Here is a 19,462-nt window from a genome sequence, read left to right on the forward strand (position 1 = left end):
TCATCACATTCCCGCAACCGTTCTGTCGTTGATCGCCAACCATGGATTTACATTTCCGGACCGGTTCAGGGAGCCGCCCCATGCTCGCCGCAAAACGAAAAACAAAAACACCGGTCCTCGTGGAACGCATCTATCAATTCGTCAGCCAGGTCAAAGAGGCGATGAAAAGCGACGACGCTTCGCGAAACAGGAAAATCCGCGATCTCTGGGATGCCGAAGTCCGCTATCATTTCGACAATGGCCGCACCGAAAAGACACTCGAACTTTACATCATGAAATATCGCAATGCGCTGAAGGCCGAGTTCGGCCCGAAGAGCACCCCGCTTGCCATCTGCAACATGAAGAAGCTGCGGGAGCGGTTGAACACCTACATCGCCCGCGGCGATTACCCAAAGACCGGCGTGGCGACATCGATTGTCGAAAAAATCGAGCGGGCGGAATTCAACACTGCCGGCCGCAAACCCACTGTTCTCCTTCGCATCGCCGATTTCATTGCCGCGATGAATGGCATGGGCGCGAAGCAGGACATGCAGGCCTTGTGGGACGCCGAAATCGCCATGATGAAGGGCCGGGCCCAGACGACGATCATTTCCTACATCACCAAATATAGGAACGCGATCCGCGAAGCCTTCGGCGACGACCATCCGATGCTCAAGATCGCTACCGGTGATGCCGCAATGTATGACGAGGCACGCCGGGTCAAGATGGAGAAGATCGCCAGAAAACACGGCGCGCTGATCACCTTCGAGAACTACGAGCAGGTTTTAAAGATTTGCGCCGACAAACTCCTGTCGGCCGATCCCCTGATGATCGGCATCGGCCTGATCGGTATGACAGGGCGCCGCCCGTATGAGGTCTTCACTCAGGCGGAATTTTTACCTGCACCCTATGGCAAGGGTGTTTCGAAATGGAGCATTCTCTTCAACGGTCAGGCGAAGACGAAGCAAGGCGAGGGGACGAAATTCGGGGTGACATACGAAATTCCGGTGCTTGCCCGATCGGAAACCATTCTGGCAGCCTATAAGCGCCTGCGTGAAAGCGGGCAGGGAAAATTGTGGTATGGCATGTCGATCGACGATTTTTCGTCAGAAACACGCCTGCTGCTGCGCGACACGGTTTTTAACCTCTTCGAGGATATCTGGCCAAAGGAAGAGCTCCCCAAGCCCTATGGTCTCAGACACCTCTATGCGGAAGTCGCCTATCACAATTTCGCGCCGCCGCACGTCACCAAGAACAGCTATTTCGCCGCTATCCTCGGCCATAACAATAACGACCTCGAGACCTCGCTGTCCTATATGACCTACACGCTGCCGGAAGATCGCGACGACGCGTTGGCGCGCTTGAAACGGACCAATGAGCGGACATTACAGCAGATGGCGACGATCGCGCCGGTATCCCGTCGGGGATGAGCGGCCAGCCGCGGATTTTCAGTCCCGCGGCCGGCAGTTCTATTCGTCAAGACCGCGCGTCGCCGGACGTGCGGTAAAGCAGGGTCAAAACGGTGAGCATCAACCCAACGAGCGCGACCGAGCCGAAAATGTAGAAATTCCACTCCGGCGCCAGCCCCCTTTGCAACACCAGCCCGCCGATCATCGGTCCGGCAATCCCGCCAAGCCGCCCGACCGCCAGCGAGAAGCCGAGACCCGTGCCGCGAATATGGACAGGATAAAGCCGTCCGACCAGGACATTGGCCAGTATCTGGGTTCCGATGGTGCCGGCACCCGCAAGGGCGACGAGGGCATAAAGAAGCGGACCCTTGTTGACAGTCAGGGCGAAGATCGATGCGGCGCCGATGGCAAACAGGATTGCCACCACCACCTTGACGTTGCCCTTGTCTGCAAAGCGTCCGCCAATAAGGATGCCGATTGCGGCGCCGACATTGAGCATGACGGCGAAGCTGAGCGCCGAGCTGATGTCATAACCCATCTTGTTCATGATGGTAGGCAGCCAGTTGACCATGCCGAAGGTGAGCAGCAGCGAGCAGAAGTGAATGCCCCATGCATTCAGCGTCGAGGCCAGTCTGCCTTCCGAGAACAGCGCACCGACGCCACCCTTCTGCATTTTTGCGTGCGGCACGATGCGTTGCAGACCATAACTGTCGCAGATGCCGTCAGCCTCCGCCTGCCGGCCTTTACTCGCCAGCCACTCCGGCGATTCCGGCAGGAACCGCATGAAGATCGGCAGCAGGATCAGCGGCAGGCCGCCGATCAGCATCAACGGTCGCCAGCCATAACTTTCCAGAAGCAGCATGCCCATGACGCCGGAAATGATGCCGCCGATAAGGTAACCCAGGAAGGACAGGGAATTGGCCTGCGCCCTGCGCTGCGGCGGCGAAAATTCCAGCACGAGCGCGGTCACCGTGGGTAACAATGCGCCAAGGCCAAGACCAGCGAAGAATCGGGTGATTTCGAAGGCCAAAAAATTCGGCGTCGTGGCTGAGGCAATCATCATCGCCGAAAAACCGGCGAGGCTGAGAAGCACCACCTTCCGCCGGCCGATGCGATCGGCCATGGTGCCGGCAAACAGTGCGCCGAGCAGCATGCCGACCAGCGTCAGGGCGGCCGCGCGCCCGACCATGGCCGGGTTGAGGGCCCAGGCGCCTTCTTTGAGCAGCGCCGGTGCGACCGCGCCATAAACGACCAGATCGTAGCCGTCGAACATGATCATGAGGCCGCATGTCGCGATGACGCCGGCCGGGTTCTTCGTCCGCACGGAAGCGGCGCTCAGATAATTCGTGGACATATTCCTCCCTTTCACGCATGAACGCGCCATCCGGTATGGATCAGCGTCTCCCCGTCCCTGCATTATCCTGCGTGAGTGCCCCGCCGGCTCCACCCTGATATGTGCCCTGCTCCTGTCAAGCCACACGTCGCCGATATCACTCACTGTCGATTAAATGTTGCATCTGCAAAAATTGCAAATGAAATACTGATAAATGCCAATCGCCGTGCGACGGCTGAAATCAGCGGGATTCCAGCCCGGAAATCGTTGACAGCGTCGGCGTCCACTTCAAAATGCGCATGCGATTATAGACCCCCTGAACAACGAAAGGATCGGCGTCGCTGAAGGCGATAACGTCCTCGAGAGAATGCGCCTCGGCGATGACGAGCGCAGCGGCCGGACCACCGTCACCAGCGCTCATCGGCCCCGACGCCAGGATACGAAACCCCTCTGGCTTCCCTTCGCCATTGCGCAAATGGGCCTTGTGCGCCTCCATCTGCGCCGCCCGCTGCTCAGCGGCGCCGGCATCGCTTTCGGCAAAGCGCACGTAGAGCCTTGGTAGATCGCTCCGTTCACTCATGGGCAAGCACGAAATCGTGGTTCACGGACCAGAACCAGTCACCGACAAAACCCAACTCCCGTGCCTTCCCCCGATCCTCGACCCGCTCGAAATTCGCCAGCAGGCTTTCCTTCACGCCGAACACTGCGTCAGAGCGGATGTACGGATCGTCGGGATCGAAAATATGGGTCACGAGCGTGGTGAAGCTTTCGGCCGAAACAATGTAGTGCAGATGCGCCGGCCGGTACGGATGCCGCCCCATCGCCCGCAACAGCCGCCCCACCGGGCCATCATCCGGTATCGGGTAATATTTGGGCTTCGCCGCTCGGAACCAGTATCGCCCGTCTTCGCCGGTAACAAAGACGCCGCGGAGGTTGAAATCGGGCTGGATACCCTTTTGCTGCACGTCATAAAAGCCCTCGTCATTGGCCTGCCAGACATCGATGCGCGCGCCCGCGACCGGCGCGCCTTCGGTATCGAGAATGCGGCCGGCGACGACCATATCCTCGCCCTTACCGTCAAGACAGATATTGGCGCCCATCGGCATTTCCGGCGCATCGGCCACATGGAAGGGACCAAGAACGGTGGATTCGGATGCGCCGCTCGGCTTGCGGTGGTTGATGGCATCGACCAGCATGGAAACACCGAGAATATCGGAAAACAGGATCCATTCCTGCCGCCACTCGTTACAGATCTGGCCCACTTCGGTAAGGAAATGAACGGCCTTCATCCACTCCTCCTCGGTCGGCTCGATTTCCTTCACCGCCTCATGCAGCTTGCGGGTCACGACCGCCATGATCTCCTTGAGCCGCGGATCGTCACAATCGCGCATGCGGGCAATCACGGTTTCGGCGGAGCGCTCCTCGACGAAATAGCCGTCGTCACTGGTCATCTTCATATCCATAGTCTCCTCCCGTCAGTCCGGCCGCGAGCCCTCGAAGGCGCGCTGCAGCAGGTCCCGGATCGCGTTTTTTTCAATCGCCCGCGGGCACCAATAAGGATTGGCCGTCGCAAGCTCGGCCATGGGGTCGAGATCGTCAGCCCCAACGCCAAGGGCCGCCAGGCTTGAAGGCGCGCCGAGCCGCGCGGCAAAATCGTAAAGCCCCGGTCCGGCCCGGCCGCCAACCAGTGCAGCCAATGGCGCGAGCAGATCCGGCGCGGCTTCCTCCACATAGGCGATGGTATGCGGCAGAAGCACGGCATGCGTTTCCGCGTGCGGCAGATCGAGACTGCCGCCGAGCGTGTGGCAAAGCTTGTGATGCAGCGACATGCCGACCGCACCCAGCACCGTGCCGCAAAGCCAAGCGCCATAAAGTGCCGTCTCGCGCGCGTCGATATCGTGCGGCGCTTCCCGAATGACCGGAAGCGCATCGATCATTGCCCGCAGCCCGTCCACCGCCATCAGGCTGGCAATGGGGTTACGATCCCGAGCATAAAGCGCTTCCGCCGCATGTGCCATGGCGTTGAGACCACTCGTCATGCTGATCGAGACCGGCAATCCAAGTGTCAGTTCAGCATCATAGATCACCACTTCCGGCAGGATTTCCGGCCCGCGTATAGTGGTTTTTACGCCGTTTTCCGTCTGGCCAAGAATGGGCGTCACCTCGGAACCAGCATAGGTGGTCGGGATCACGATCTGCGGCGCTTCCGTGCGTAGCGCAACGGCCTTGCCGAGACCGGTGGTGGAACCGCCTCCCAACGCCACAACGCAATCCGCACCGGCAGCGCGATAGGCATCGACCGCATCCCTCGTCACCTCGACCGGCGTATGCATGGTCGCATTGGAAAAGACCCCAGCAGCAAATGGGCCGAGACGGGCGGAAAGAGCCTCGGCGTCTCCCTTTTGCTGCGGTGTGGAAAGCACCAACGCTCGCTTGAGGCCGAGACGGCGGATCTCCTCCACCACATCCGCCAGGCTGCCCGCCCCGAAAACGATGCGGGCAGGTGCGGCCGTGTAGACGAACGGCTCCATGGCTCAGGCCGCGTCGAGCTTGAACAGGCGGCGCGCATTGGTACGACCGATCTTCACTCGATCCGCCTCCGCGATACTTGTCGCATGGAACCAGTCGGAGGCATGGTCGATATTCTCGAAGGGCCAGTCGGTGGAGAACAGAATGCGATCGGCACCGATTTCCAGAATGGCATCGATCAGCGTCTGGGTGCGGAAATTGCCCGATGTGGTAATGTGGAAATTTTCGTTGAAGTAATCCACGAAACGGCGCTTAGCCGGATAACGCGGCGGCAGCTTCACCCAGGCATTCCGATGGTCGATACGCCACATCATGTAGGGCAGGCCCTCGCCCATATGGCCGAGAATGATGTTAAGGCGCGGATGCTCATCGAACAGGCCTGATGCCATGAGGCGGAGCGCATGGACAGCTGTTTCCTGTGCAAAGGCCCAGGTGGGGCCGAGCAGCCAGGGATGGCCGTCATAGATACGCGAATCCTGCGGCAGCGGGTTGCGCGGATGCAGGTAGAAAGGCACGTCGAGCTTCTCGACCTCGCCCCAGAAGGGACGATATTGCGGCAGGTCGTAATAAAGCGGGGTCTGGCCATCCCCCTCCTGGCTGAATCCGTTGACGAGCGCGCCGACGAAACCAAGATCGTTGACGCAGCGCTGCAATTCCTGCGTCGCCGCATCGGGGTCCTGCAAAGGCAGGGCGGCGAAGGCGAGGAAGCGATCTGGCCGCTTGGCGCATTCTTCCGCAAGCACGTCATTGGCGCGGCGTGCGATCTCGATCGCCTTGCTCTTGTCGGGAATGGCCTGCACCGCCGGGGCATTCAGCGACAGGATCATGGTCTCGATGCCATGCGCATCCATCAGCTTCAGGCGCGTATCCTGAATGTCGAGCAGGCGGTGCTGCAGTTCCTTCCAGTAGTCGCCGGGCACGAAACCGGCCGAATCCTGAAGTGTTTCCGGGATTGCGAAATGCTCCTCGAGAGCGACCTTGCCTTGCATGTAGTTTCCTCCGAATTGCGCTGTTGGTTTGCCGCCTGAATGGCGGTCAATATTGGCCCTTGGGTTCGAGGCCGAGCATGCTCTGGCCGATCATGGTGCCGACGGCATCCCAGTTCATGCTGATGTGGCGGCCAACCGCATTGGCATCCCGCCAGGCGCGCTGCACCGGGTTCGCCAGATCGAGCCCGACGCCGCCGGTGGAGTCATTCAGCGCCTGTACCGCACGCAACGAGAGAGACACAGCAAAGGACTGGCCACGGCGGCTCAGAAGGCGATCGTCCACGGTAAACTCCGAGCGACCCTCGATGCGGGACTGTGCCAGCGCCTGAGCGCGCGAGACGTCGCGCAGCAAGATTTCGCAGGCTGCGTCAACACTCGCCGCCGCTTCCGCGACGCGCAGCTGGATGGTCGGGAATTCGGCCATGCGGTTATTGCCGCCCGCCACCGCGCCGCGCGTAACCCGGCCACCGACATGATCGACATAGGCGGCAAGCGCCCCCTTGGCAGCGCCGACGCCGGCCGCCGCGAGACAGGAGGGGATGCCGGTCAGAAGCGGCATGTTGAACAGGCCCTCATGCGCGTAATAGCGCCCACCCGGCGTGTGCCCGCTGGTTGCGTCCGGAAAGGTGAGAACCCGGTGTTCGGGTACAAAGACGTCATCGAGAACCAGCGTCTTGGAACCGGTGCCGGCCAGCCCAACCACATGCCAGGTGTCTTCGATCACATATTCGCTGGCGGGAACGAGCAGAAAGGCGGGAACCGGCTTTCCTTCGCCTTTCGGTGGCAGAATGGCGGCGCAGAGAGACCATTGTGCGTTTTCGCAGCCGGAGGCGAAGGCCCATTTGCCGCTGAGGCGATAGCCGCCATCGGCAGCCTCCGCCATCTTCACCGGCGCATAGGAACCGCACAGCAGAGCATCGGGATTTTCACCCCAGACATCGGCCTGCGCCTGTTCCGGAAACATCGCCAGCAGCCATTGATGGGCGGACAGCAGGCCGGCGACCCAGCCCGTCGATGCACAGGCCGCCGAAAGCTCTATATTGGCTTCCACCAACTCGGCAAAATCGCCACCCTTGCCGTTAAAGGCGCGGGGCTTGACGACATCGAAATAACCGATGCCACGCAGCGCCTCTATATGGCTCGCAGGCACGCGCCGCGCCTCCTCCGTCCGCCTCGCGCTGGAGCGGAAAAGATCGGCTATGCCGACAACGCGGCTGGCGAGGCGGACATGCGGGTTCGTTTGCACCGGCTGCGGCGCATGGCTCATATCGTTCATGATTGTCTCCTTGCGGGAATGCTCTGACCGCGGAAATTCAGGCGGGTTCGTGCGCGGGGCTTGCCGCGCAATATTGGGCGTTTTCGTAAAGCAGCGGCCGCGTCGTCTCACTGACATCGGCCGAGACCACCTGTCCGATGAAGACCGTATGGGTTCCATAGGGCATGGCCGCAACCCGGCGGCAGGCGATGGCGGCATGGGCCGTGGGCAAATAAAGGACGCCATTCTCGTGGCGCTGCCAACTGCCGTCACGGAAACGCTCCTCCGGCGGCAGCTTGCCGCTGAAGCCATCCGAAAGCGCGATCTGGTCCTGCGTCAGCACGCTGACGATGAAATCGGGCCGGCACAGCAGCAATTCATGCAGAAGGGTACGATTGTTCAGACAGACCAGCAGAGACGGCGGCTCCATCGAAACCGAGGTGACGGCCGTGACCGTCATGCCATGATCGCGGTGATCACCGGCGGCGCAGGCGGTGATAACAGTTACAGTTGCCGGAAAACGCCGCATCGTCGAACGGAAATTCTGGCCGACGCCTTCAGGCGCAAGACTGCTCAGGCCAAACAATGCTGATGTCATGAGATCCTCCCAAATCCTGTGTCTTGTTTATTTTCATTTGCAACATTTGTCAATGCAAATGTTTTCCGTCATTTTTATCGCCAGAGGGCCTGCTCTGCCCGGCGTTGTAGCGCGACACTATTGAAACCGATGGATTGTGCCGGTACAGCCGATAGGCGCACATCTGCGTCTGCGCGCATGGTTCTCAAACAGGGATTTGCTTGTGTCTTATCAGTTCACCGACTCGGTACCCTACCTGCTCAACTGGGTGGGCGTTCGACTGGGCGAGCGCTTTTCCGTGAGACTGACGTCCTACGACATCACGCTGCCCATGTACCGCGTGCTGGCGACGCTCCGACAACAGGAAAGCAAAACGCTGACCGAGCTTTCGGACATGGTGTCGGTGGAAATTTCCACCCTGTCGCGACTGGTAGGGCTGATGGTGCGGCGCAATCTCGTCAGCCGCGAGCGGCCGGCCGACAACGCCCGCATCGTGCGTATCACCCTGACGACAAAAGGCGAGGAACTTGCCGACGAGCTCATGCCTATCGCGGCCATGTTTGAAAAAACCGCGATCGAGGGCCTCGACCCGGCCGAGGTGAAGCTTTTCAAGAGCATCCTGCGCCATATCGGCCTGAATATCGCCGGTCTCTGAGAGCGGCGTCAGGGCGCTCAATCGCTGGAGGCGGAGCCAGCAAGCCAGAGCTCTCCAGGCCCAGGGCATGCAATGTTTCTGCAATGGCGGATTCCTATTCTTGCGAAACCTTACGCGGATGAAAGGAATCCCATGACCAAGCGATCGTCAGTAACCATCCGGTCTGCAATATTGGCCGTCGCCAGCACATCCGCGCTGCTTACCGCCTGCGCCTCGACGACCATGAAGAGTTACATCGGCGCGCCCATCACCAATGTGATGCTGGATTATGGACCGCCGGACAACATCTACAGCCTTGGCCCGGGCCAGCAGGCCTACCAATGGCGAAAAAACAAGACACAGGTCTTTCCCGGATCCTCGAACGGCGAAATGCGCACAACGAGTCAGGGCGAGCGGTATGAAGTCTCCGAAACGCCCGGCTATGTAGAGCGCATTGATTGTTTTTACACGTTCTACACCCGCAGCTCAGGCAGCGACTGGTATGTCACGGACTTCAGGCAGCCATCTCTAGAATGCGAGTGAATGTCTACGACTTTCAGGCCGCGGCTTGCCGCATAATTTCCGTTGGTCGGCCACCGCTTCCGCGTTGGACCCGGCGGCTTTCCGTTCTCCCTGTTCGCCTTCATTTTGAGCCGATCAGAAGCGATAGTTCACGCCGGCCTTCAAGACGTGATCGCTGATATCGGTCTTCGACCTGCCACTCGCCGTGGTCGTCGCCACATCTCCCGTATTCACATAATTATACTCGAACTTTGCCGAAAGACCGCCGCCGAAACTCTGCTCTACACCTGCACCCAGGAGATAGCCCTGTTTCCACCGATCAGGCCCGGTCACACCGTTGCCATCCTTGAACCTTGTGGTGATCAGGCCCGCGGTTCCATAAAGAAGCGTTTGATCCAGAGCCACACCTGCCTTCAGTTTGGCCGCACCCCGGAAACGCTCACGCAACCGGCCGTTCGGCACACGGGCATCGTTTCCGAGATAGGAGCCTTCCACTTCCGCACCGACGACACCAGAGCCGAACTGGAAATTGTACCCCGCCTGAACGCCACCCGTCAGGCCACGGCCGCTGGCCAGTGGACTGAACTTCGGAGAGGCGACACCGCCATGGGCACCGACATAGGCCCCGCTCCATGAGAAAGCCGGCTGATTGCCGTAGTCGAAGGATTGCTGATTGTAGTTGGTGAGATCGGCGGAATAAGCGTTGCCCGCGACCGCGACGGCGATAGTGACGGCGGCAAGTGATTTCTTGATGATCGACATGAATGACTCCAGACGAAACCGCTGCGCCAAGGCCTGGCGCCCGCAGGGTTTCAGTTCGCGTTGAAGAACCGGAAACCGGTTCCCATTCGTCTCCTGCGCCCAATCGGCATGACATGCCGATGAGCTCAGCAGATAAGGGCATCTTCCCCACGAGAATTACGCCTGCATTGCACGCGACCAATTTGACTATAAATAATTGATTTATTTAATATAGTTAGAGGATTTTATTTAACTGTATCTTAACCATTGTCGGACGCGACCGCTCTTGGAACGACCGAAAGGACTTCCAACCGAACGCAGAAGCCGGGGTTCAAATCAAGGAACAGAACACGGCCACGATGAAGCTCGGCGGCCTTCTGGACCAGATTTAACCCAAGGCCTGCGCCCGGCGAATTTGTGTTGATGCGATGAAAGGGCTCGAAGACCTGACCGCGCTCCGCAACGGGTATGCCTGGCCCTTCATCACAGACCTCGATAGCCCCGGCCGCGTCAATCCGAATTGTGATTGCACCCTTGCCGCCGGCATGATCGATCGCATTGCGAACGAGGTTGACGACCGCCATCTCGATGATCGACGCCTGCATGGTAAAAATGGCGGGACCCGCGCTCGGCTCGAAATCGAAATCGTAACCGGCGTCCAGCGCAATCGGGGCAAGGTCGGTCGCGATGCGCTCGACAAGTTGATTGAGATCGCACGGCTCCGCCGGCAGTTCGACAGCGCCCACCGCCTGCATTTCCAGCAGCTGATGCGCAACGCGGGTGAGGCGATCGATATCCGCCCGGATCTGACGGCTCAGCGCGTTATCCGGCAAAAGATCGGCTCTGGTCCGCACGATCGCAATAGGCGTCCTCAGTTCATGTGCCGCATCGGCAAGAAAACGGTTGCGGCGATTATAGCCGTCATCAAGCCGCGACAGCGCAATGTTGAAGGCATCCACCAGCGGAATGAGTTCAACGGGAACCTTCGACCGGTCGATCCGCTCTGACCGGTTGTCGAAATCGATGGACTCAGCCTGCCTAACCGTATCCATCAGCCCACCGAGAGAACGGCCGACTGCCCTCGGCGTCACCAGCAGTGTCGCGATACCCGTCAAAATCAGCATCGGCACAACAGCGATGAGAATGATGAAGCCCAGAGCGGGCAGCACCTTGAACCAGCGGATCGAGCCATTGGCATCCTTTTCCAGATCCAGCTGGACATTGATCCAGATGCTGAGGCCGTCATTCGGCATTCCATCCTCAGTACCCGCAATGAACTGGAGGCGGCCTGCCGCGGTATCGCGGTTCTCGACAGTGGCACGCAACGTCCCGGCCGCATCCAGACGCGCACGATCAAAGCTCAAGGGAAAGATAGCGGAAAGGGCCGGTGGCGGGACAGCGCCAAATTGCAGGACGACGCCGTTGGCGTCGCGCACGACGAACCAGAGGTTTGGATAGCGCCGCTTCAGCTCCGTCAGTTCAGGCGTCGCTGGCAGTTGCGGCCTGCCTTGCCCATCCTTCGTCGCACTCTCAGCGACTATCCGGGCTGCCTCTTCATTCGCACCTTCAAGACGTGGATCGATGATCCAGATCCAACCGATGAGGAGGATGACGAAGAGGATTAGCAGGGAGGCCTGTAACGCGAAAAGCCGCTTCATCAGCCCCCACCGCAGGGATCGATTGCGCGCCGTCTTCATGTCTTCAACCGGATGAGATACCCGATATTACGCACGGCTCTTATTTCCACCGTGGCCCCAGCCTGCAGCAATTTCTTCCTGATGCGGGAAATATGCGCATCGAGGGCATTGGACTCGATTTCGTCATCGAGCGTATAGACCGCGTCGATCAGGTTCGACCGCGTGACGATGCGGTTCGGTCGCCGCATCAGCGCTTCGAGAACGAGGTATTCGCGACGCCGCAATTCGATGATGGAGTTACCGATGCTCACTTCATTGCTGCGCGGATCAAGGCAGAGATTTCCGAACTGGGCGCATCTTTCAGACAGCGAGGGTCCGCGTCTGTGGAGAGCCCTGAGGCGCGCGAGCAATTCTTCGATGGCGAAGGGTTTGGCAAGATAATCGTCGGCACCGGCATCGAGGCCATCGACACGATGATCGACACTGCCGAGTGCAGTGAGCACAAGGATCGGTACGGACTGCCTGCTCTTGCGCAGCGAAGCCACCAGGTTCAGCCCTTCCCCATCAGGAAGACGGCGATCAAGCACAAGCACATCATAGGAGCCGTCCCTCGCCAACGCGTCCGCATCGCTGATTGTGCTGACATGGTCGGCGAGGACGTCGCGGCGGCGTAGCGCTTCCAGAAGCGCGCGTGCCATTTCCGGTTCATCCTCCAGAAGCAAGATTCGCAATGACGTTTCCCCGATGGACTTATGCCATCCCCTCCACTCATCCGTGAATGTTACAGCAACATTGCAGGATCATCGTCAGACAATCGATATCCTACCGCATGCCGACCAAAAGCCGATGGCGGAGCGGGTGGCAAGACCTGGAAATCATCAGAGGCGCTGAGACTTCCACATCACCTGACGGGCTTGTAGCCGTGCCTCGCGTGAAACCGGTCAAGCTCGCGCGGCTGCGGCTGTTCGCCGGTGTAGATGGCAATGTAATCCGGAATTCGTTGCATGCGTACCGAGATATCTTCTTCGGATTGCATGGAAATATAGCCGATCTGCACCAGATAGGTGGTGCGTGCGCGCACATCCGCCGTGCTTTCGCTGTGGCCGAACCGGACGAACATGCGGGAGAGTGCCCCCATTCTTGCCTCATCGGCCTTACGGACCTCCGCGAGAATTTCGTCGGATTGAAGAGCCCAGCTTCTTACCGCAAATTCAAATCGGCTATCAAACAGCGATGGATCGAGCCAGCAATCGAACACATTCAGCATGGCCTCCGCCAGTGTCTCCGCGTAGGCCTCCGACTGCCGGAGGATGCTGCCGGTATTTTTTTCCCGCCAGCGGGCGACGAGCGCAGCCAGTAATTCCTCCCGGTCCTTAAAGAACCAGTAAAAGCTTGTGCGGGACAAGTTGAGCTTTTTCGCCAGGGGCAGGATTTTCACGGAGTCGACCCCGGATTCCAGCAACGCCTGATAGGCGGCGCCTAGCCACCCCTCCTGCGAACCGCGCCAGCCGTTTTCGTTTATTGTCGCTTCCATGACAGGTTTCTAGCAAACTGGCCTCTGCGCGACAAGAAAAAGTACACCGACGTCAAATATATATTCACACATGTTTTGTAAATTGACATGGGTGTACATTCGCATTTAGCCTCGCTCGGAATATTCTCTTTGGAGCAGGTCATGTCGAGCGATCCCCTTCTGCAGCCCTATCAGCTGAAACACCTCACCTTGCGCAATCGCATCATCGTCACCTCGCACGAACCCGCCTATCCGGAAGACGGCATGCCGAAGGGTCGCTATCGCGCCTACACGGTAGAGCGCGCCAAAGGTGGTGTCGCGTTGACAATGACGGCGGGTTCCGCGGCCGTGTCGAAGGACAGCCCGCCCGTCTTCAACAATCTGCTCGCCTACAAGGATGAGATCGTTCCCTGGGTCCGGGACATGACCGACGCCGTGCATGAACAGGGTGCTGCGATCATGATCCAGTTGACCCATCTTGGACGACGTACCCGCTGGGACAAAGGCGACTGGCTGCCGATCCTTGCGCCGTCGCATCATCGCGAAGCGGCGCACCGGGCATTTCCGAAGAAGATAGAGGATTGGGACATCGAGCGTATCATCAAGGATTTCGCCGATGCCGCCGAGCGGATGAAGGCTGGCGGGATGGATGGGGTGGAGCTGGAGGCCTATGGTCATCTCATCGACCAGTTCGTCTCGCCGTTGACGAATGAGCTCGATGGCCCATATGGCGGCCCGCTTGAAAACCGGATGCGCTTCTGTCTCGATGTTTTCAGGGCAATGCGCGAACGCGTGGGCGACGATTTCATTCTCGGTGTCCGCTATACAGCCGACGAATGTCTTGAGGGCGGCACGGAAAAGGCTGACGGAATCGAAATCGCCAGACGGCTGAAGAACAGCGGACTGATCGATTATCTCAATGTCATCAGAGGCCATATAGACACCGATCCCGGCCTGACCGATGTCATTCCTATCCAGGGCATGGCCAATGCGCCGCATCTCGATTTCGCCGGCGAAATCCGCGCCGCGACAAATTTTCCGACTTTTCACGCCGCCAAGATCCAGGACGTCGCGACCGCCCGTCACGCCATCGCGTCCGGCAAGCTGGACATGGTGGGCATGACGCGCGCCCACATGACCGACCCGCATATCGTGCGAAAGATCATGCAGAAACGCGAGGACGATATCCGGCCCTGTGTGGGCGCGAATTATTGTCTCGACCGGATCTATCAGGGTGGCCTTGCCTTCTGCATCCACAATGCGGCAACAGGCCGTGAGGAGACCATGCCGCACGAGATATCAAAGGCGGCAGAACGCCGAAAAGTGGTGATCGTCGGTGCCGGGCCGGCAGGGCTGGAGGCCGCGCGTGTCTGCGCCGAACGGGGGCATGAGGTAGTCGTTTTCGAGGCTGCCAACAATGCAGGGGGGCAGATCCGCCTGACCGCGCAGAGCGAGCGGCGTCGGGAAATGATCAGCATCATCGACTGGCGTATGGCCCAATGCGAGAGGCTAGGGGTCACTTTTAATTTCAACAGCTGGGCAGAAGCGGACACGGTGCTTTCCGAAAAACCCGACGTCGTCATTATTGCGACAGGCGGATTGCCACATACGGACGTCCTGTCCGAAGGCAACGACCTTGTCGTCTCTGCATGGGATATCATCTCGGGAGACGTGAAGCCGGGCACGAACGTGCTGGTTTACGACGACGCCGGCGACCACGCCGGACTACAGGCCGCAGAATTTCTCGCAAAAGCCGGGGCAAAGGTGGAAATCATGACGCCGGACCGCGCTTTCGCGCCGGAGGTCATGGCCATGAACCTCGTTCCCTATATGCGCTCCCTGCAAAAGCTGGACGTCACCTTCACCGTAACCTATCGGCTGGAAGCGGCCGAGAAGCAAGGTAACCAGCTTATCGCCCATATCGGCAGCGACTATGGTGGCGTGATGAAATCAAGGATGGTGGACCAGATCGTCATCAATCACGGCACCGTTCCGCTGGATGACCTCTATTTTGAACTCAAGCCTGGTTCAAAGAACCTTGGCGAAGTTTCATACGACGACCTGCTTGCGGGGAAGTCCCAGAAGGTGGAGCGCAACCCTAAAGGCACATACCAGCTCTTCCGCATCGGCGACGCCGTCGCTGCGCGCAACACGCATGCGGCAATCTACGATGCATTGCGCCTGGCCAAGGATATTTGAGGCGGATCGGCGCGGCGCGAGAGGTGGAGATGGAGAAGGTTGGCCCGATGAGGACTGCCTACCAATCCACCGCGGCGCCGTTCGACTCATGGCTCGAGCCCACCAAGCAAAAAGGCCCTGCGATTTATCGCAAGGCCTTGATACATAAAGAATTCGGATGGTGGGCGTGACAGGGATTGAACCTGTGACCCCTACGATGTCAACGTAGTGCTCTCCCGCTGAGCTACACGCCCTCCGTTGCGGCGGATAGACCACAAAACCGGTTCATGCGTCAACTGCTTTTTTTCGGTTTTGTGAAGGTTTTTTGAGAGGCCTTACGCCACAAGGAGTTTGTTCACCTCATCCACGAGATCGCGCAGATGGAACGGCTTGGAAAGCACCTTGGCATCCTTCGGAGCCTTCGAATCAGCGTTCAGCGCAACGGCTGCAAAGCCGGTGATGAACATGACTTTCAGGTCAGGATCGAGTTCGGTCGCGCGACGTGCGAGCTCGATGCCATCCATTTCAGGCATCACGATGTCGGTCAGCAGTAACGAAAATGGCTCTTCGCGAAGCCGGTCATAGGCGCTGGCGCCATTGTCGAAGGAAGAAACCTTGTAACCGGCTTTTTCCAGCGCTTTCACGAGGAAGCGGCGCATATCGTTGTCGTCTTCAGCGAGAAGAATTTTCTGATTCATCATAAGTGACCGTAACTGCTCAATGTTTGGAATACCCTAGCCCGATTATAGGATTTTCACGGTAAATATCCTGTGAACGCGTGAATCGGTATAGCGCTGTTTGGGCGATAGTATGGACTTGCCGCACCGTAACTGGCAACATGAACCTCCTGATAGTTTACGACATGGTAAATGGCACTGAATGGACTGGGTGACGGGTGAATATGAGCTGTTTGAAGTAACGGAACCTGCCGTCCAGACCCTGCCATTTGTCTATAATTCACCCCATAGCGGCCGCTGCTATCCCATCTCCTTCCTCGAGTCGGCACGGCTCGATTCGCACGACATCCGTCGCTCCGAAGATCATTTCGTCGATGAGCTCTTTGAGGCGGCGCCAGAAATTGGCGCACCGCTTCTGAAAGCCAACTTCCCGCGCGCCTATCTCGACGTCAATCGCGAGCCTTACGAACTCGATCCGCGCATGTTCGACGGCACGCTGCCGCCCTATGCCAATATCGGCTCCATGCGCGTCGCCGGTGGCCTTGGGACGGTGCCTCGCATCGTCGCCGAAAACATGGATATTTACGCGCACCGCCTGCCTGTCGAGGAGGCGCTTTCGCGGATCGAGACGATCTATAAACCTTATCATGCCTGCCTGCGCCGCCTGTTATCGCGCACCCATGCCCATTTCGGCATGGCGGTCCTGATCGATTGTCATTCCATGCCCGGTAATATCCATGTCGCCGGTTCCAACCTCAAGCCGGACGTGATCATCGGCGACCGCTATGGAACCAGCGCGTCGCAGGAGGTCTCCCGCGCGGCCCTGCATTTCCTGAAGGAGCTGGGCTTCGTCGCCACCTGCAACAAGCCCTATGCCGGCGGCTTCATCACCGAGCATTATGGCCGGCCGATCCGTTCGCTGCATGCGTTACAGATCGAAGTCAATCGTGGCCTTTATGTCGATGAAAAAACGCTTTTGAAAAAACCCGATTTCCCCGTCATCCAGGCATCGCTGGAAATCTTCATGCGCCAACTCGGCGCGTTTGTTTCGGAATATGCGATCGAGACGTCTCTCGCCGCCGAATAACTCACCAGCTAACAAACTGTTTCAGGCCCCGCCTCTCTCGTCCGGTTCCCAAACCGGGCAAAAAAACCGCGCCTTGGCGCGGTCAAGTCTAGGGAGGAAACACCCAAGGAGGGTATTTACAGTCAAAGACTGTAGGATGAAGCTACGCCGCCCATGCCTAATTGTCAATCATTTTATTATTTGCCTATTTATTGACCTTTTGCTGAAAATTTAGAAACCGTGCGGTCCGAAGCATTCGGGTGGACGGCAGATGACATTCCGGTTTAAGGATGAGGCACCAAACTGATTACTCTTCCAGCGACGAGGTTTAGCATGCTGCCCGATCGGGATTTCTTCTTTAAACTTGCCGATGCCGCCAGCGCCGAAACGCTTCCTCGCTTTCGCACGGGCATAGCCGTCACGAACAAGGAGGATGGTGGCTATGATCCGGTGACGGAGGGCGATCAGGCAGCAGAAACCGCCATTCGTGCGCTTATCGAGCAGCGTTTTCCGCAGCACGGCATCCTTGGAGAAGAACACGGCAATGTCGGTCTCGACCGCGACCACATCTGGGTCATAGACCCGATCGACGGCACACGCGCGTTTATTTCGGGCGTGCCGGTCTGGGGCACGCTGATCGGGTTCCAGTCGGGTGGTCGCGCAAGAATGGGCATGATGGACCAACCCTTTACCAAAGAACGCTATTTCGCCGATGGCGAGGCTGCCTGGTATTTCGGACCGGATGGCGAACGAAAGATACGCACGCGCGATTGTACCTCACTTTCGGATGCCGTTCTGTTCACCACGACGCCGCACATCTTTACCGAGGAAGAAAAGCCCGTTTACGAGAAAGTCCAGGACCAGGTTCGGCTTTTCCGTTACGGCGTGGATTGTTACGCCTACTGCCTCCTCGCCGCCGGTCACGTCGATCTCGTGATCGAATCTGGCCTGAAGCCCTATGACGTCGGCGCCTTGATACCTGTCATCGAACAGGCCGGTGGCATCATGACCACGTGGGACGGGGGACGTCCGGAAAATGGCGGACGCATCGTGGCGGCTGGCTCAAAAGCGGTGCACGAACAGGCGCTCGCCATTCTCTCAAAACTCTGAGGCAGCCCGCTTAAGCGGCCATCACTCCGGCGCGAAAAACGCGTCGATGGCCGCCAGCGCCTGTTTGCGGAAAACGTCACGCTCATGCAGCAATTCGTGGCGCGCACCGGTGATCGGAAGAAGCTGCGCTGCCCGGAAATTGCGTGAGAGTTCCTCCTGCGCCTTATAGGGCGTGATTGTGTCCAGCATGGGCGCCAGAACGAGCGTCGGCACCATGATGTTTGTGAGGTGCTCCTGACGCGTTACACGCCGCATCGTCTTCAGCGCCTCGTAGACCCAGCGTGCCGTGGGCGCGCCGATGAATAGTTCGGGAAACTGCCGGTGCAGGGTCAGATTCCTGGAAAAACGCGTGGCGTCTGAGGTGAGCGGGTTGCCGTCAAAGTCGCGCTCCCGCTGGTCCCTTCCGAGTTGAATTCGACCCAGTCCAAGGAGGCTGAACGTCGTTGCAACCAGCTTGATGACCCATGAAGGGACGGACTGCTGGCTGTCGAGCTCGATGAAGGGCGAACACAAGGCCAGGCGGTCGATACGATTGGCCAAGCCGGGAGCGGCAGCAAGGGCCGCAAGCGCGCCGGTGGAGTGGGCGATCATGAAGAAGGGCAGCCGCGTATCCGGCAGCACAACCTGCTCAAGAAACAGGCTAATATCGCGCGTATAGTCCGAAAATCGCCGTACATGCCCGACACCCGGCTTGTTCAGGAGCCGTTCCGATCCGCCCTGCCCCCTTGTATCGAAGGTCGCGACCCAGAAGCCCATGGCCGTCAAGTCGGCGACAGTCTCGAAATATTTCTCGATACATTCGTTCCGGCCGTGAAGCAGTACCACCGTTCCGCGGGCAAGGGAGCGGCTGGAACGGAAGATCGCATATCGAAGCTGTTTGCCGCCATGTCCGGTAAAATATCCGACGGTATGGTTGCCGGGAACCGGGTTGTCTTCACTGGCGCGCAAGGTGGCTTCGATCATCGGTCTTTTCCGGCTTTTCTGCCCTTTCGGGATAGGTCGGCGGCGCGGGAAGGTCAAAGAAAAAATTGCCGGAACCGTCGGTTAAAGCAGTCGCGGTTCCGGCCAGTATGACAGAAGAAGAAGGGACGTTATTGCTTCTGCCGACGGAGCATGCCTCCGATGACCGCAGTTTTATGGCGCTCAAACTGAACGATCCCGGAACCGGATGTTCAGCCATGGTTCATATTGCTTTCGTCTTTTCACGCCTCTTGACGCCGCGTGTCAGCATTCCCATCTCATTCGTGCGGTCGCCAGATCGGGACCGCGCCAAATGTCCAACCATTGCCAGAACGGGGTGGTGGACCTAACCG

At 58.8% G+C, this 19,462-nt stretch carries 20 protein-coding genes and 1 tRNA gene; 6 read left to right on the top strand and 15 right to left on the bottom strand.

Translation table 11 applies throughout. From position 1 onward, the window contains the following. Window positions 1-80 precede the first annotated feature (80 nt). Window positions 81-1,409, top strand: coding sequence for a telomere resolvase (locus FS804_RS11860; RefSeq protein ID WP_144576741.1), 1,329 nt, complete (start codon window positions 81-83; stop codon window positions 1,407-1,409). A gap of 46 nt (window positions 1,410-1,455) precedes the next feature. Here FS804_RS11860 and FS804_RS11865 read toward each other — a convergent pair whose 3' ends face one another. The 7 genes from FS804_RS11865 to graD all read right to left on the bottom strand — a co-directional run bounded on the left by FS804_RS11865 (window position 1,456) and on the right by graD (window position 8,092). Further along, window positions 1,456-2,742: an aromatic acid/H+ symport family MFS transporter gene (locus FS804_RS11865; RefSeq protein WP_186376774.1), complete on the bottom strand. Its 1,287-nt coding sequence runs from the start codon at window positions 2,740-2,742 to the stop codon at window positions 1,456-1,458. Between the two features lie 220 nt (window positions 2,743-2,962). Next, the gene (locus FS804_RS11870; protein ID WP_144576743.1) at window positions 2,963-3,301 is read right to left on the bottom strand and encodes a YciI family protein; all 339 of its coding nucleotides are present in this window, start codon (window positions 3,299-3,301) and stop codon (window positions 2,963-2,965) included. Further along, window positions 3,294-4,184 (bottom strand): hydroxyquinol 1,2-dioxygenase, encoded by an 891-nt coding sequence (graB, locus tag FS804_RS11875; protein ID WP_144576744.1) that lies wholly within the window; start codon window positions 4,182-4,184, stop codon window positions 3,294-3,296. The genes FS804_RS11870 and graB overlap by 8 nt, the downstream gene beginning before the upstream one ends. A 12-nt stretch (window positions 4,185-4,196) precedes the next feature. After that, window positions 4,197-5,252, bottom strand: a complete 1,056-nt coding sequence (locus FS804_RS11880) for a maleylacetate reductase (RefSeq protein ID WP_144576745.1) — start codon at window positions 5,250-5,252, stop codon at window positions 4,197-4,199. Window positions 5,253-5,255: 3 nt separating this feature from the next. Next, a complete protein-coding gene (gene tsdA / locus FS804_RS11885; RefSeq protein WP_144576746.1) occupies window positions 5,256-6,239 on the bottom strand; it encodes a gamma-resorcylate decarboxylase in 984 nt (327 codons plus the stop codon). Between the two features lie 46 nt (window positions 6,240-6,285). Beyond that, window positions 6,286-7,515 (bottom strand): FADH(2)-dependent resorcinol hydroxylase oxygenase component, encoded by a 1,230-nt coding sequence (gene graA / locus FS804_RS11890; protein WP_144576747.1) that lies wholly within the window; start codon window positions 7,513-7,515, stop codon window positions 6,286-6,288. Window positions 7,516-7,552: 37 nt separating this feature from the next. Then, window positions 7,553-8,092, bottom strand: a complete 540-nt coding sequence (graD, locus tag FS804_RS11895; protein ID WP_144576748.1) for an FADH(2)-dependent resorcinol hydroxylase reductase component — start codon at window positions 8,090-8,092, stop codon at window positions 7,553-7,555. 202 nt (window positions 8,093-8,294) lie between these two features. Between graD and FS804_RS11900 the strand changes: the two genes are divergently transcribed. Then, window positions 8,295-8,726: a MarR family winged helix-turn-helix transcriptional regulator gene (locus FS804_RS11900; protein ID WP_063950514.1), complete on the top strand. Its 432-nt coding sequence runs from the start codon at window positions 8,295-8,297 to the stop codon at window positions 8,724-8,726. Window positions 8,727-8,858: 132 nt separating this feature from the next. After that, the gene (locus FS804_RS11905; RefSeq protein ID WP_186376775.1) at window positions 8,859-9,248 is read left to right on the top strand and encodes a hypothetical protein; all 390 of its coding nucleotides are present in this window, start codon (window positions 8,859-8,861) and stop codon (window positions 9,246-9,248) included. Window positions 9,249-9,362: 114 nt separating this feature from the next. On the opposite strand, the gene FS804_RS11910 is transcribed toward FS804_RS11905, so the two are convergent. From FS804_RS11910 to FS804_RS11925, 4 genes are all read right to left on the bottom strand, one after another. Then, window positions 9,363-9,989, bottom strand: a complete 627-nt coding sequence (locus tag FS804_RS11910) for an outer membrane protein (protein WP_144576750.1) — start codon at window positions 9,987-9,989, stop codon at window positions 9,363-9,365. 239 nt (window positions 9,990-10,228) lie between these two features. Continuing rightward, a complete protein-coding gene (locus FS804_RS11915; protein ID WP_186376776.1) occupies window positions 10,229-11,626 on the bottom strand; it encodes a HAMP domain-containing sensor histidine kinase in 1,398 nt (465 codons plus the stop codon). A gap of 35 nt (window positions 11,627-11,661) precedes the next feature. Further along, a complete protein-coding gene (locus FS804_RS11920; RefSeq protein ID WP_144576752.1) occupies window positions 11,662-12,336 on the bottom strand; it encodes a response regulator transcription factor in 675 nt (224 codons plus the stop codon). A gap of 170 nt (window positions 12,337-12,506) precedes the next feature. Then, window positions 12,507-13,139 carry a TetR/AcrR family transcriptional regulator gene (locus FS804_RS11925; protein ID WP_063950281.1) on the bottom strand — a complete coding sequence of 211 codons (633 nt, stop codon included), beginning with the start codon at window positions 13,137-13,139 and terminating at the stop codon, window positions 12,507-12,509. A gap of 141 nt (window positions 13,140-13,280) precedes the next feature. On the opposite strand from FS804_RS11925, the gene FS804_RS11930 reads away from it, so the two are divergent. Then, window positions 13,281-15,317 carry an NADH:flavin oxidoreductase gene (locus tag FS804_RS11930; protein WP_144576753.1) on the top strand — a complete coding sequence of 679 codons (2,037 nt, stop codon included), beginning with the start codon at window positions 13,281-13,283 and terminating at the stop codon, window positions 15,315-15,317. A 158-nt stretch (window positions 15,318-15,475) separates the two neighbouring features. Here FS804_RS11930 and FS804_RS11935 read toward each other — a convergent pair. Continuing rightward, window positions 15,476-15,550 (bottom strand) — tRNA-Val (locus FS804_RS11935). Window positions 15,551-15,631: 81 nt separating this feature from the next. Next, window positions 15,632-15,994, bottom strand: a complete 363-nt coding sequence (gene cpdR, locus FS804_RS11940) for a cell cycle two-component system response regulator CpdR (protein ID WP_003497910.1) — start codon at window positions 15,992-15,994, stop codon at window positions 15,632-15,634. Between the two features lie 181 nt (window positions 15,995-16,175). Between cpdR and FS804_RS11945 the strand changes: the two genes are divergently transcribed. Then, window positions 16,176-17,060: an N-formylglutamate amidohydrolase gene (locus tag FS804_RS11945; RefSeq protein ID WP_144576754.1), complete on the top strand. Its 885-nt coding sequence runs from the start codon at window positions 16,176-16,178 to the stop codon at window positions 17,058-17,060. Window positions 17,061-17,372: 312 nt separating this feature from the next. Further along, window positions 17,373-18,149, top strand: a complete 777-nt coding sequence (hisN, locus tag FS804_RS11950; RefSeq protein WP_144576755.1) for a histidinol-phosphatase — start codon at window positions 17,373-17,375, stop codon at window positions 18,147-18,149. Between the two features lie 21 nt (window positions 18,150-18,170). On the opposite strand, the gene FS804_RS11955 is transcribed toward hisN, so the two are convergent. Continuing rightward, window positions 18,171-19,112, bottom strand: coding sequence for an alpha/beta fold hydrolase (locus FS804_RS11955; protein ID WP_144576756.1), 942 nt, complete (start codon window positions 19,110-19,112; stop codon window positions 18,171-18,173). Beyond that, on the bottom strand, window positions 19,084-19,329 hold the full coding sequence (locus tag FS804_RS11960; protein WP_144576757.1) for a hypothetical protein: 246 nt from the start codon (window positions 19,327-19,329) through the stop codon (window positions 19,084-19,086). Before FS804_RS11960 ends, FS804_RS11955 begins: the two co-directional genes overlap by 29 nt. Window positions 19,330-19,462 lie beyond the last annotated feature (133 nt).

It is taken from the genome of Agrobacterium sp. DE0009 (genome assembly GCF_007680755.1).
In the GTDB taxonomy this organism is placed as follows: domain Bacteria; phylum Pseudomonadota; class Alphaproteobacteria; order Rhizobiales; family Rhizobiaceae; genus Agrobacterium; species Agrobacterium tumefaciens_B.

Bases quoted from the DNA above. Each gene is read 5' to 3' on its own strand.
- FS804_RS11860 (WP_144576741.1), top strand. From the start codon at position 81: ATGCTCGCCGCAAAACGAAAAACAAAAACACCGGTCCTCGTGGAACGC.
- FS804_RS11865 (WP_186376774.1), bottom strand. From the start codon at position 2,742: ATGTCCACGAATTATCTGAGCGCCGCTTCCGTGCGGACGAAGAACCCG.
- FS804_RS11870 (WP_144576743.1), bottom strand. From the start codon at position 3,301: ATGAGTGAACGGAGCGATCTACCAAGGCTCTACGTGCGCTTTGCCGAA.
- graB (WP_144576744.1), bottom strand. From the start codon at position 4,184: ATGGATATGAAGATGACCAGTGACGACGGCTATTTCGTCGAGGAGCGC.
- FS804_RS11880 (WP_144576745.1), bottom strand. From the start codon at position 5,252: ATGGAGCCGTTCGTCTACACGGCCGCACCTGCCCGCATCGTTTTCGGG.
- tsdA (WP_144576746.1), bottom strand. From the start codon at position 6,239: ATGCAAGGCAAGGTCGCTCTCGAGGAGCATTTCGCAATCCCGGAAACA.
- graA (WP_144576747.1), bottom strand. From the start codon at position 7,515: ATGAACGATATGAGCCATGCGCCGCAGCCGGTGCAAACGAACCCGCAT.
- graD (WP_144576748.1), bottom strand. From the start codon at position 8,092: ATGACATCAGCATTGTTTGGCCTGAGCAGTCTTGCGCCTGAAGGCGTC.
- FS804_RS11905 (WP_186376775.1), top strand. From the start codon at position 8,859: ATGACCAAGCGATCGTCAGTAACCATCCGGTCTGCAATATTGGCCGTC.
- FS804_RS11910 (WP_144576750.1), bottom strand. From the start codon at position 9,989: ATGTCGATCATCAAGAAATCACTTGCCGCCGTCACTATCGCCGTCGCG.
- FS804_RS11915 (WP_186376776.1), bottom strand. From the start codon at position 11,626: ATGAAGCGGCTTTTCGCGTTACAGGCCTCCCTGCTAATCCTCTTCGTC.
- FS804_RS11925 (WP_063950281.1), bottom strand. From the start codon at position 13,139: ATGGAAGCGACAATAAACGAAAACGGCTGGCGCGGTTCGCAGGAGGGG.
- FS804_RS11930 (WP_144576753.1), top strand. From the start codon at position 13,281: ATGTCGAGCGATCCCCTTCTGCAGCCCTATCAGCTGAAACACCTCACC.
- cpdR (WP_003497910.1), bottom strand. From the start codon at position 15,994: ATGAATCAGAAAATTCTTCTCGCTGAAGACGACAACGATATGCGCCGC.
- FS804_RS11945 (WP_144576754.1), top strand. From the start codon at position 16,176: ATGGACTGGGTGACGGGTGAATATGAGCTGTTTGAAGTAACGGAACCT.
- hisN (WP_144576755.1), top strand. From the start codon at position 17,373: ATGCTGCCCGATCGGGATTTCTTCTTTAAACTTGCCGATGCCGCCAGC.
- FS804_RS11955 (WP_144576756.1), bottom strand. From the start codon at position 19,112: ATGATCGAAGCCACCTTGCGCGCCAGTGAAGACAACCCGGTTCCCGGC.
- FS804_RS11960 (WP_144576757.1), bottom strand. From the start codon at position 19,329: ATGGCTGAACATCCGGTTCCGGGATCGTTCAGTTTGAGCGCCATAAAA.